The sequence below is a fragment of the Sporosarcina beigongshangi genome (assembly GCF_033485195.1).
Classification (GTDB): domain Bacteria; phylum Bacillota; class Bacilli; order Bacillales_A; family Planococcaceae; genus Sporosarcina; species Sporosarcina beigongshangi.
In genome coordinates this window covers 47,903-60,116 of the sequence record NZ_JAWLIR010000010.1, presented here as the reverse complement: position 1 = coordinate 60,116, position 12,214 = coordinate 47,903, and the positions used below count along the sequence as shown (strand labels likewise).

General features: G+C 42.1%; 10 protein-coding genes. 6 read left to right on the top strand and 4 right to left on the bottom strand.

The features are described from left to right. Window positions 1-315: 315 nt before the first annotated feature. From R2B77_RS07415 to R2B77_RS07405, 3 genes are all read left to right on the top strand, one after another. Complete coding sequence (locus R2B77_RS07415; protein WP_203246515.1) at window positions 316-1,386, top strand: YkvI family membrane protein; 1,071 nt, start codon at window positions 316-318, stop codon at window positions 1,384-1,386. A gap of 379 nt (window positions 1,387-1,765) precedes the next feature. Next, window positions 1,766-2,854, top strand: coding sequence for a glutamate 5-kinase (gene proB, locus R2B77_RS07410; protein ID WP_203246516.1), 1,089 nt, complete (start codon window positions 1,766-1,768; stop codon window positions 2,852-2,854). Window positions 2,855-2,967: 113 nt separating this feature from the next. Beyond that, window positions 2,968-4,215 (top strand): glutamate-5-semialdehyde dehydrogenase, encoded by a 1,248-nt coding sequence (locus R2B77_RS07405; protein WP_203246517.1) that lies wholly within the window; start codon window positions 2,968-2,970, stop codon window positions 4,213-4,215. A 70-nt stretch (window positions 4,216-4,285) separates the two neighbouring features. Here the strand turns inward: R2B77_RS07405 and R2B77_RS07400 are convergent, their stop codons facing one another. Beyond that, window positions 4,286-5,206: an LCP family glycopolymer transferase gene (locus R2B77_RS07400; protein WP_203246518.1), complete on the bottom strand. Its 921-nt coding sequence runs from the start codon at window positions 5,204-5,206 to the stop codon at window positions 4,286-4,288. Window positions 5,207-5,412: 206 nt separating this feature from the next. On the opposite strand from R2B77_RS07400, the gene R2B77_RS07395 reads away from it, so the two are divergent. The 3 genes from R2B77_RS07395 to R2B77_RS07385 all read left to right on the top strand — a co-directional run bounded on the left by R2B77_RS07395 (window position 5,413) and on the right by R2B77_RS07385 (window position 10,491). Further along, a complete protein-coding gene (locus tag R2B77_RS07395) occupies window positions 5,413-7,455 on the top strand; it encodes a putative bifunctional diguanylate cyclase/phosphodiesterase (RefSeq protein ID WP_203246519.1) in 2,043 nt (680 codons plus the stop codon). A 116-nt stretch (window positions 7,456-7,571) separates the two neighbouring features. Further along, a complete protein-coding gene (locus R2B77_RS07390) occupies window positions 7,572-8,450 on the top strand; it encodes a patatin-like phospholipase family protein (protein WP_203246520.1) in 879 nt (292 codons plus the stop codon). Window positions 8,451-8,841: 391 nt separating this feature from the next. After that, on the top strand, window positions 8,842-10,491 hold the full coding sequence (locus R2B77_RS07385; protein WP_212391216.1) for an AAA family ATPase: 1,650 nt from the start codon (window positions 8,842-8,844) through the stop codon (window positions 10,489-10,491). A gap of 57 nt (window positions 10,492-10,548) precedes the next feature. On the opposite strand, the gene R2B77_RS07380 is transcribed toward R2B77_RS07385, so the two are convergent. The 3 genes from R2B77_RS07380 to R2B77_RS07370 all read right to left on the bottom strand — a co-directional run bounded on the left by R2B77_RS07380 (window position 10,549) and on the right by R2B77_RS07370 (window position 12,194). Further along, window positions 10,549-10,755 carry a DUF5316 family protein gene (locus R2B77_RS07380; protein WP_203246522.1) on the bottom strand — a complete coding sequence of 69 codons (207 nt, stop codon included), beginning with the start codon at window positions 10,753-10,755 and terminating at the stop codon, window positions 10,549-10,551. Between the two features lie 64 nt (window positions 10,756-10,819). Next, a complete protein-coding gene (locus tag R2B77_RS07375) occupies window positions 10,820-11,542 on the bottom strand; it encodes an amino acid ABC transporter ATP-binding protein (protein WP_203246523.1) in 723 nt (240 codons plus the stop codon). Then, complete coding sequence (locus R2B77_RS07370) at window positions 11,535-12,194, bottom strand: amino acid ABC transporter permease (protein WP_203246524.1); 660 nt, start codon at window positions 12,192-12,194, stop codon at window positions 11,535-11,537. Before R2B77_RS07370 ends, R2B77_RS07375 begins: the two co-directional genes overlap by 8 nt. Between the last annotated feature and the right edge of the window lie 20 nt (window positions 12,195-12,214).

Sequence of the window (12,214 nt, the reverse complement as noted above, 5' to 3'; positions counted from 1 at the left end):
AGAACGAACAATTCTAAAATGCGAACAAGGTTGATTTTCGCTTCAGTCGGACGCTTTCCGCGGGCATGGCTTGAGCCTCCTCGTCCGCTTCGCTCCCTGCGGGGTCTCAAGGCTCATGCTCTTCCCGCAGGAGTCGCCGACTTGCGCTCCAATCAACGAAAGTAGAGTGTCATAATGACGAATTTTTAAATAAGTAAACATATAATTATTTGTTTTTTTATTAAAACAAGTAGTTGTGAAATTGATTCATTAGTGTAAAACACTATTCTCGTAATAAAAACATAGGTGAAAGACACCGATAATGGAGGGAAAGGTATGAGAAAAAGTTTTCAAATCGGAGCGGCTTTCATCGGAGTGATTGTCGGGGCGGGCTTTGCATCCGGACAAGAAATATTGCAATTTTTTACTAGCTTTGGTGTAATCGGCATCGCTGGATCGCTTGTTGCAACGGCATTATTTGCTTTTCTAGGCATGAACTTAACGCAGCTCGGAAGCCGTTTACAGACAACATCTCATCAAAATGTGATCTATCATATTTGTGGACGTTATTTAGGAGTGATTGTTGACTTCATTATTACGTTTTTCTTGTTTGGAGTCACCGTTGTGATGTTTTCAGGTGCAGGTGCCATTTTTGAGCAGCAATTTAACATTCCTGCTTATATCGGAAGTATTGTTATGGCCGTTTTGACAATTGCCTCTGTCATGTTGAGTGTTCGGAAAGTGATTACACTTATTAGCGCATTTACACCGTTTTTGTTATTGCTCGTCATCGTGATTACGGTTTACTCCGTTGCCAATTTTGATTTTTCGTCAGCTGATATTCAAGCAGCTGTTACGAAGAGCAATCAAGGTGCCTCTCATTGGCTATTAGGTGCAGTTCTATATGTTTCCTATAATATTGCTGCTGGAGCGGCGATGCTGACAGTTATGGGGGGAACGGTTAAGAACGAAAAAGTAGCTGCATGGGGTGGAATCATCGGTGGTCTAGGTCTTGGACTCCTTATCCTGCTTATCAATATCTCAATGCTGACACAGCTAAAAGAAATTGCTAGTATACCGATGCCGATGCTATTTTTAGCAAACAATATAAATCCGATGATGGGTGCAATCATGTCCATTATCTTATTAGGTATGATCTATAACACCGCAGTTGGCATGTTGTATGCATTCTCAGCACGCCTGGTCAAACCGGAAACGATGCGCTTTAAAGGTGCTGTTGTCGTATTTGGACTAGCTGCATATGGTGCGAGTTTCGTCGGTTTTATTACGCTTGTTGGTACAGTGTACCCGGCAATGGGCTATTTGGGCTTCACTTTGATTGCCGCAATCGTATTCGCGTGGATTAGAAAAAAAAGACAGCCTGGTAGTGCTGGTTTGATTAAATAAAAGAAAGTAATGGCTGTATTTTGGCAACGCCAGTATTGCTTTAGGAGAAAAAATTGTAAGTTGGTGCTTGACAATTCCTTTTTGTATTGTATGATTATTTACAATCTTAGAAAATTGAACAGTGATGAAGGATTAGTATGTGCTAACTTGTTGTGACAGAGAGCGAAATTTATTAGCTGAAAGATTTCGCCATAAACAAGCCACAGAACCTGCCTTTGGAGTCCTATGTAAAATATAGGCGCGAACCTCGGCGTTATGAGGAAAGCGGGGTGCGTTCAAACGCATCCAATTTTGGTGGTACCGCGGAAGTAAAGCTCTTTCGTCCTTAATATTAAGGATGACTGGGCTTTTTTGTGTTTACTTATAGGGGGATATTGATATGAAAAAACAACGAATTGTTGTCAAAATAGGAAGCAGCTCCTTAACGAATGATAAAGGAGAAATCGATCAGGAGAAATTCGACGATCATATTGAGGCATTTTCAGCACTACGAAAAGCAGGGCATGAGGTGATTGTTGTCTCTTCCGGCGCAGTGGCGGCGGGATTTGCGGGTTTAGGCTATCCGTCAAGACCACTTACAATTAAAGGAAAGCAAGCGGCAGCCGCGGTGGGGCAAGGTTTATTAATGCAATCTTATATTGAGAAATTGCGTAAGCACCATCTTGTGCCTGCACAAATTTTATTGACACGCAGTGACTTTTCCAACCGTGAGCGTTATAGAAATGCCTTTGCGACATTGACAGAGTTATTGGAACGAGGTGTTTTACCAATTATTAACGAAAATGATACTGTCTCTGTAGATGAATTGACGTTTGGAGATAATGATATGCTATCTGCACTTGTAAGTGGATTGCTTCATGCAGATCGACTCATTATATTGACGGATATTAACGGACTATATGATGCGAATCCGCATAGTAATCCAGCGGCTCAGCGCTTTGATTATTTGGAGGAAATTACGGATACTCTTTTGAACGGTGCTGAAGATACGGGTTCAAAAGTCGGTACAGGGGGTATGAAATCGAAGTTGCTAGCGGCTAAAACGGCCTATTCTCTTGGGGTTCCTATTTTTATAGGGACCGGAAAAGGCTCGCGAAAGTTGCTTGAAATTTTAGAGGGTACAGGGGATGGAACGTATATTGCCAATCCCGATTATACAAAAATCAATACAAGCAGACAATGGATTGTCTTGCATTCCGAATCGACAGGTAAACTATATGTCGATCAAGGCGCGGAAGAAGCGATTTTATATAATGGGAGAAGCTTATTGCCAGCGGGCGTGTTCAAAGTGACAGGGACTTTTGGCAAAGGAGATGTCGTAGAAGTGTATGGAATGAATGGTTTGTTAGGCAGAGGGGAAGTCAGTTATTCATCTGATGAGCTAGACGGTGCGATTGAAAATTACCAGTTGAAAAAGCAGACGACGACAACGGAAGTGATTCATCGGGATCGCTGGGTACAGCTATAGCATGCGTCAGATACAACGGTTCCAGCTGATGCATGCTATAGCTACTGCTGGAGAATGTCGTGAAAATTGGACGGTATTGATTAAAGCGAACTTGAATATGAGGGGGAATTGGGATGAGTGAAGTAACGAGAAAAGGTCAAATGGCAAAACAAGCAAGCTATTCATTGGTCAATGTAACAACAGAGCAAAAAAATGAGGCGTTGGCATTGATTGCTGAACAACTATTGGTCGATCAATCATCTATTCTTGCTGAAAACCAAAAGGACTTGGAGGAAGGGCGAGCAAACGGGCTGACGGAAGCTGTTTTGGATCGGATTATGTTAACGGAGAAACGCATTCGAGATATAGCTGAGGCTGTGAAGCTGCTAATCGCATTGGCAGATCCAATTGGTGAAACACTGGAGACGATCGAAAAAGAAAATGGTTTGCATATTGAAGTGAAGCGTGTGTCAATTGGCGTGATTGGCATGATTTATGAAGCGAGACCGAATGTCACTGTAGATGCGGCGACATTAGCTATCAAAACAGGCAATGCTGTAGTATTGCGGGGCAGCTCCTCTGCAAAATATTCGAATCGAATACTTGTTAAATCCATTCATACAGCACTTGAGAAGAGTGCTATCCCACAAGATTCTATACAGTTCATTGAAGATACGAGTCGGGAAACCGCGAAGGAACTATTTCGTTTAAACGACTACTTGGATGTTCTCATTCCAAGAGGTGGTAAAACGCTAATTGACACGGTCATCCGCGAGGCAACGGTTCCCGTTATTCAAACAGGTGCAGGCAATTGTCATATTTATATTGATGAAACGGCGGATTCTGGTATGGCTGGGGCGATTGCTTTAAATGCAAAAATTCAACGGCCATCGGTTTGCAATGCAATCGAAACGATTTTAATTCATGAGAAGTGGTTTACGCAATACGGCAAGGAGTTAGTTGAACAGCTCGTGCAAAACGACGTGGAGATTTTCGGCGATGAAACTGTCGTCCGTGCATGTCAGGGCGTACAAGAGGCATCTGAATCGGACTGGTCTACGGAATACCTCGGCCTAACGGTCAGTATTAAGCTTGTTATGGGACTTGACGAAGCCATTGCACATATTAATCAATACGGTACACAGCATTCGGAGGCGATTATTACAAATGATGAGCAGCGTGCCGCAATGTTTTTAACACGTGTTGATGCAGCCGCCGTTTATCATAATGCATCCACTCGATTTACAGATGGCTTTGAATTCGGCTACGGAGCTGAAATCGGCATTAGCACACAAAAGTTACACGCTAGGGGACCAATGGGATTGAAAGCATTGACGACTAGTAAATATATGATTCGTGGCAATGGACAGGTGCGAATCTGAAGTGGAGTTTCGATAACTTGGCCAAATAAAAAAGGAACCGTGAGAATGTACTCTCGCGGTTCACCCGATTTCACTGTAATTCCAAATGCTGCTTTAACGTGGTTGTCACTTCGAGTAGTTCCTCTTCATCCATGATGTAATACCATATTCCTCCGTTCATCCGCTGGCCAGAGCCCTTTTCAAAATGCAATTGCTCAATTTTATCAGCCGCATTCCGATAGTTTTGCTGTACATCGACCATTTCATCGAATGACATATTGGTTTTTACATTATCGCCTAACGCATGAAAGACACTACGGTAATTGAGTAGGGTATTAAATGATTTACCTTTTGATAGCACGCCTTGTATGACTTGCCTTTGTCGATCCTGCCTTCCCCAATCGCCACTAGGGTCTTCTTTTCGCATCCGCACATAGGATAAGGCCATTTCACCAGATAATGTTAGTTCACCAGCCTGGAAATCAAAGGAATCCTGTGTGAAATCCATTGTGTTCGTTACGTTTATGCCACCAACAGCATCTACTACATCTTGGAAACCTTCCATATTAACTTCTGCTACATAATCAATCGGCATATCCAATAAATTCTCGACAGAATCTAGTGACATCTGAATACCCCCAAACGCAAACGCGTGATTCAGCTTATCCTGTGTACCATGGCCGACAATTTCAGTGTACGTATCACGCGGGATACTAACCATTTTCGTAGATTTTAAAGTAGGATTGACCGTCATGACAATCATTGTATCTGAGCGTCCTTTATCACCTTCCCGTTCATCAACACCTAAAATAAGGACAGAGAAAGGTTCTTTTTTATCAAAAATAATTGTACTTTCCCGCTTAGTCGATTGTTCTCTATCAATGGGCTCGTACATCCCTTTTAATGTCGACGTCAAATCTATATAGATAGTCAAGGCAATGCCTCCGATTACGAGACCGATAATCGCAATAATCCATGGCCACTTTTTACGTTTTTTGTTATCTGCTTGCATAATTATATTCCTCCGTTACATGTAATCTTGAAAAATGTACATTAGTATAGACGCAGACTTGCTTCTAAAGTTTCGGCTGGAACAATAGAGAGAATTTTGAAATTGAATGAATGTATCTAACAATCTGAAGATACTTTACAGTGTAGAGGGAGTGAGAAAAATGGTATAGTTTAGTAAGCTGTTAATCATCGAAAGGGGTGATCATTGTGCATTTTATTAAGCCGTCAGAACATCTGATTGAATTACAGGGAGAGTATTCATATCCAATCATATTTTTATCCATTCTTATTGCTTGTGTTGCCTCTTATACAGCATTGTCCATGAACAAGCGAGCCCAGCAACGTAGTTTTTTTCATCGGAATTTTTGGCTTTCATTAGCATCGATTGCAATGGGATTTGGCATTTGGTCTATGCATTTTGTCGGTATGAGTGCATTCTCATTGCCTGTAAGTATGCATTACGATCGATTGCTAACGATTATTTCTGTTTTTCCTGCAATGTTTGCATCTTTTTTAGCCTTTTACATAGCCAACCGCCCAAAGAAATTATTTTGGTCTTACGGCATTGCAAGTGTGGTAATGGGGATCGGTATTTCAACGATGCATTATGTTGGGATGGCCGCTATGAAAATGGAGGCGCTACATGTTTATAATGCTTGGTTATTTACGGCATCCATTTTAATAGCCATCGTCGTATCCTTTATCGCGTTATACGTATTTTCAACGCTACAACGATATATGGAAAATCATTTTATTCAGCTAATGACAGCGATTATACTTGGCCTGGCTGTTTCAAGTATGCATTACACAGGAATGATTGCTATGTCATTCTATGTTTCACCTGACCATTCCCATACATCGACAGCTGCACATGAAGTACAAATGTCGTTTATTGTTATTAGTGTAACAATCGGAATGGCTTTGTTACTTAGTCTATTGCTACTATCTAGTTTGTTAGATCGTTATGTAAAATACCGTACGAATCATTTTGATATGCTAACAAGATTACCGAATCGTCGTCAATTTGAAAAGAAGCTCAGTCATTCTTCAGTTAAACAAACATTAGCTATTTGGCATTTTCATGATATGGAAAAAATTAACCGAGAGAATGGCTATCTTTATGGAGATGGGGTTCTACAATCTATTTCAGAGATTATGGTTAATTTTAATCCACCCCAGACTGATTTATATCGAATTGAAGGAAATCGTTTTGCCTTTCTAGGATGGGGAACTGAAAGTGAGACGATGTTTAAAGCGTCCATGGAAAAAATAGCCCAAATGCTTCGGGATTCCACCGTCTTTCAAGAAAAAGAAATTGTGCTACAGGCTGTTTGTGCTTGGTTGCCGGCTAGTCAACAAAACGACGCTACAAAGACCTATTCAAACGTACTTGCTGTATTGAACTCCCCGTCACTTCAATACAAGTTTGAAATTATTTTGTATAATCCAGCAGTCCATACATATACATTTGAACGCGAAATAGCGAGTGATGTAGAGCGGGCGATGGCAGAAGATGAGCTGTATCTTGTGTTTCAACCTAAAATCAATAGCAAAACGCGTGAAATAGCAGGTGTTGAAACGCTGTTGCGTTGGAAGCATCCGACCTATGGTGTACTTTCTCCGGCTGTGTTTATCCCTATTTTGGAAGCTAACAATCAAATGCTAGACGTCACAGATTGGGTCATCGAGCGAGCCTGTCGGCAATTAGCGCAGTGGCGTCACGCAGGAGAGGGAATTGAACATGTGGCCGTGAATATTCCGGGTCAGTATGTGACGTCTTCGCGTCTATTGAAAGTGCTTAAACAGACCGTGACGCATTACGGACTAGAGCCCGAGCTACTCGAACTGGAAATTACTGAAACGAGCTTTGTCCGATCCATTGATGAGGCGATAAGAGCCGTGCGTGTTTTCAGACAAGAAGGCTTCTCTGTTGCACTTGATGATTTTGGAACGGGTGTATCATCATTATCCTACTTAAAGCAAATGCCCATATCGACGATGAAAATAGATAAGTCCTTTGTCGATGAAGTCCCAATGTCAGAAAAAGACTCGGCGATTATTCAAGCAATTATCGCACTAGGAGACTCGTTGAATTTATCCATCGTTTTTGAGGGAGTCGAAACAGAAGAGCAAGTCCAGTTCTTAGCATCTACATGTGAACAGCCAATTATTCAAGGCTATTACTTTGCCAAGCCGATGATTGCATCAGAGCTCATTGCGTGGGCACGAACGTTTCGACAGTCAGTATGATTCATAGGATGAGCCTTTCAACAACTTAAAAATTGTTGAGGGGCTTTTTTTTAGTTCTACAATGCGCCCTTAGCTCTTACAGTGTAACAACACCAAGAAAAGGGAGAGGTTCAACGTTGTTAATAGATGGAGTGTTTTCAGGAGGAGGTTTGAAAGGTTTTGCATTAGTCGGGGCGTATAAGGTGTTGGAGGAGCAGGGCTATCGCTTTCAACGAGTAGCCGGCACGAGTGCGGGTGCGATTATTGCTTGTTTTATTGCAGCTGGCTATTCCGCGAATGAAATGGAAGAGCTGTTAGATGAATTGGATATGATGTCCCTATTAGATCCGCGGAAAACCGTGTTGCCGTTTCCCCTTATGAAGTGGATTGGTCTGTATTGGCGGCTCGGTTTATATCAAGGAAAAGCATTGGAGAACTGGTTTTTAGAAAAATTGGCGGCGAAAGGTGTTTATACTTTTGCGGATGTGGCGCCAGGCTCGCTAAAGCTCATTGCATCCGATTTGACGAATGGGAAAATGCTAGTATTACCAGATGATTTGAACCGTTACGGTATCGCAGCAGACAGCTTTCCGATTGCACGAGCATTACGGATGAGCTGTGGCATTCCATTTTTCTTCGAACCTGTCAAATTGGAAGTCGGCTCGGGCGATACGATTGTTGTCGATGGCGGTGTATTAAGCAATTTTCCGATGTGGATATTTGACGATGACAAAGGAAAAAAGCAGCGTCCTGTCCTCGGCCTAAAGCTTAGCCATAGCCAGGAAGAACAGCAAGGCTATCCAATTCACAACGCCTTACAGTTATTCGAAGCTCTATTTACAACTATGAAAAATGCCCATGATGAACGTTATATTTCGCGCAAGCACGAGAAGGATATTATTTTTATCCCAGTAGATGGCTTTAGTGCAACGCAGTTTGATCTGGATGAAGGGGCGAAAGAGGAGCTTATGGAAATTGGTCGAAGTCGTACAACTCAGTTTTTGAAAATGTGGTAAAGCGAGGGCTCTGAATCTAATTCAGGGCTTTTTTGATGGGGAGAAATCGGGTGGAGTATACGAGTTTGCTGAAAAGGTAGTCGAGTTTTAGCGGGGTATACGAGTTTTCCGGAAAGGTATACGAGTTTCGCGTCGGTGTATCCCAGTTTGCAAAAAAGGTAGTCGAGTTTTAGCAGGGTATACGAGTTTTCCGGAAAGGTATATGAGTTTCGCATCGGTGTATCCCAGTTTCTCATAAAGGCATCATCAGTCACTGGGTTTTATTGGTGGAAAGTCCTTATATTCGCCTACCAAAATACTGGGTTTATCATTTATACTAAAGTTATCCCTTAGAAGGAGTTGAGTAGGCTTGAAGTTTGCAACAAAGATTGTCATTCTAGTCCTCTTAGTCATGGGAACGGTAGCAAGTATCGGCTTGTATACAGTTAATACGAACAAAGGAATCGCCATTTCGTTTGCCGAGCTTGAAAAAACGATTCAGGCTGAACAAAATCAGGAAATGTCATTGAAAGAAACAGCTAACGGCTCATTGTACTTGCAGACGGCAGATGCACTTTATGTGACACAGGTTCGCCCGCAAAGTCAGCTAGTCGAGCAATTAGTTGAAAAATATAATTTATCCTATCAATATGCTAATCAAAATCGTTTCAATGGTTTGTTTATTGGTGGATTACTCATAGTATCACTCGTTACATTATTCGTCTTACACAAAAAGGGTAAAATTGGCATTGGCGCTTCTGCGATGAAAAACAGTGCAGCCAAAGCAACGCCATTACCAGACATTACCTTACAACATATCGGTGGGCTTCCGCTTGAAATGAAAGAAGAGATTCATCAAACCTTATCCATCATCAAAAATCCGAAACAATCGGAACAGCTGGGCATCACGTCGCCGAAGGGCCTCCTCTTATATGGACCGCCGGGCACGGGGAAAACATTACTTGCGCAAGCGATAGCACGCGAAATTGGTGCTACCTTTTATTCATCGAGTGGCGCAGCTTTTACCGAGTTATTTGTCGGTGTGGGTGCTTCACGTGTGCGCACGCTATTTGAAAATGCCAGAAAGCAAAAACCAGCTGTCATTTTTATTGATGAAGTAGATGCACTTGCAGGGAAGCGGAAAACGCATGGCGGGGAAGAAACAGAAAAAACGTTAACAGAATTGCTTGTTCAATTGGATGGCGGCAATAATAATGATGGTGTGCTTTTCATTGCAGCAACAAACCGTAAGGATATGTTGGACGAGGCTTTCCTTCGCCCAGGGCGTATCGATTATTCATTCCAAGTTCCATTGCCAGATGCGGCAGGCAGGAGAGAGATTATCGACATTCATACGACAGGCAAGCTGTTAGCGGATAATGTAGCTGCTTCCTTAGACGGCTTGGCGGATAGTACAGCAGGTTTTTCTGGTGCTGAGCTTAGTTCACTATTTGAAACGGCGAGTAGAAGGGCAATGCGTGATGGACGTCAGCAAATTGATAAAAGCGACCTAGATTTTGCGATTGATCGTACCATTTTAGGTAGCACATCACGTACATTGAATGATACCGAAACGAAGCGGAGAGTAGCCATTCATGAAACGGGTCATGCACTCATCGCGGCAATTACGAAGCCGGGTTCAGTACGGAAGGCGACGATTATTCCACGTGGACAAGCGCTTGGCTATGTAGCACCGTTTCAAAAAGAGCTTCATTTATCGACCTATAGCGAATTGCTCGACCAAGTGAGCATGATTTTGGCGGGGGGAGTAGCAGAGCGTATGTATCTTGGTGAACACAGTATTGGCGTTGGTGGAGACGTCCAGCAGGCCAAGGAAATCATCGAAAGAATGGTCGACACTGGTTTACTCGAAAACGGCTTTACACTTACGTTCAATGAAGGACAAAAAGAGTCGAAGATGCAAACGATTTTTGACAAAGCCCTTCATCAAACAGAAAGTCTTATTCAACAATACGCTACTGAATTTGATGAGCTAGTGGACTTGTTAATAAAGAAGGAAACACTCGATGGTTCAGAAATTCAGGACATCGTCACAAGGTAACGAAAAAGCGGCTTGTTCCTCCAAATGGAGATGAACAAGCTGCTTTATTATTTCCATTTATAGGAACCAGACAATTGCGGCCAGTCCCAAGAAAGCAAAACCGATGATGCCACTGTATAAACCAATTCTTACTCTGGCATTACGATGTTCCTTCGTTTCTGAATGGAAGTTTGCTCTTTGCTCAGGCCCATTTATCCATGCGCCAAGGGTCAAACCTGAAATGGCAATGAAAATCACACCAATAATCATAAAGACGTTGAACATGTGTGAACACTCCCTCTCTAAGATACCGTGTAATAACCATACAGTTTAGTGGAAAGTCAAAACATCACAATATTTTCTCTAAAAAGTCCTGTGCTCGTTTACTTTTCGGTGATGAAAAGAATTCGGCAGGGGGGGCGTCTTCTACGAGTTGACCATCGTCTAAAAATAACACACGATCTGCTACTTCTCTTGCAAAGCCCATTTCATGTGTGACAATTGCCATTGTCATACCCGTGAGTGCCAAGGACTTAATGACTTCAAGCACTTCCTTCACCATTTCAGGGTCAAGAGCGGACGTTGGTTCATCGAATAACATCATTTCAGGAGACATTGCTAACGCTCGGGCAATGGCGACACGTTGCTTTTGTCCGCCAGATAATCGGACAGGATGCTCATGCTCTTTGTCTAATAGCCCAACCTTTTGCAATAATTCGCGACCTTGCTTTTCTGCGTCACCTTTAGACATGGATTTCACCATCATGGGCGCATACGTAATGTTTTCAAGCACTGTTTTATGAGGAAATAGATTGAACTGTTGAAATACCATACCAACTTGTTGCCTTACCTTCATAATATTGGTTTTTGGATTTGTAACTTCGTTATCATGCACCCAAATTTGACCACCAGTAGGCGTTTCTAATAAATTAATGCAGCGAAGAAAAGTAGATTTACCAGAGCCGGAAGGTCCGATGATGGCAATGATTTCACCTTTTTCAATCGTAGTTGAAATCCCTTTTAACACATCATTTTTCCCGAAGCTTTTGCGAAGGTCTTGGATTTTAATCACTTCTTCTCATCCTCCTTTCAATCGCTTTGCCGAGTAGTGTCAATACCATTACCATGACGTAGTAAATCACACCCGCGAAGATGAGCGATTCAAAATAGCGATAAGTGTTGCCACCGACGATATACGATCTCCTCATAATATCCGTGACTCCGATGACTGTCACGATAGCAGATTCTTTCGTCAATGTGATGAATTCATTCATTAAAGCAGGTAAAATATTTTTTAATGCTTGCGGTAAAATGATATCCTTCATCATATTTTTATAGGGGATACCAAGTGCCTTAGAAGCCTCCAACTGGCCTCGATCAACAGCTAAAATACCTGCCCGAATAATTTCTGAAATATAAGCTCCAGAATTGAATCCAAAGGCCAAAACGGCTGCGGTGTAGGCACTTACTTTAATATCAAAAAGCTGTGGGGTACCATAATAAATTAATAGAAGCTGAAGAATTAAAGGTGTTCCGCGGAAGACTGACGTATAAATATCAGCAAACCAAGTTAATGTTTTAATTCGTCCGATTTTACATAATGCGAGTAGAATACCGATGGCAAAACCTATAAGTGCGGCTAGACCAACAATTTTTAAGGTGACCCCGATACCTTGTAAAATATAAGGTATCGAGGGAATAATTTGGGTAAAGTCTAAATTCATAGGTTATACCCCTCTCTTTC

Excerpts from the sequence above, each read along its gene's own strand:
- R2B77_RS07370 (WP_203246524.1), bottom strand. The coding sequence starts at position 12,194 with ATGAATTTAGACTTTACCCAAATTATTCCCTCGATACCTTATATTTTA.
- R2B77_RS07380 (WP_203246522.1), bottom strand. The coding sequence starts at position 10,755 with ATGTTCAACGTCTTTATGATTATTGGTGTGATTTTCATTGCCATTTCA.
- R2B77_RS07415 (WP_203246515.1), top strand. The coding sequence starts at position 316 with ATGAGAAAAAGTTTTCAAATCGGAGCGGCTTTCATCGGAGTGATTGTC.
- R2B77_RS07385 (WP_212391216.1), top strand. The coding sequence starts at position 8,842 with ATGGGAACGGTAGCAAGTATCGGCTTGTATACAGTTAATACGAACAAA.
- R2B77_RS07405 (WP_203246517.1), top strand. The coding sequence starts at position 2,968 with ATGAGTGAAGTAACGAGAAAAGGTCAAATGGCAAAACAAGCAAGCTAT.
- R2B77_RS07400 (WP_203246518.1), bottom strand. The coding sequence starts at position 5,206 with ATGCAAGCAGATAACAAAAAACGTAAAAAGTGGCCATGGATTATTGCG.
- proB (WP_203246516.1), top strand. The coding sequence starts at position 1,766 with ATGAAAAAACAACGAATTGTTGTCAAAATAGGAAGCAGCTCCTTAACG.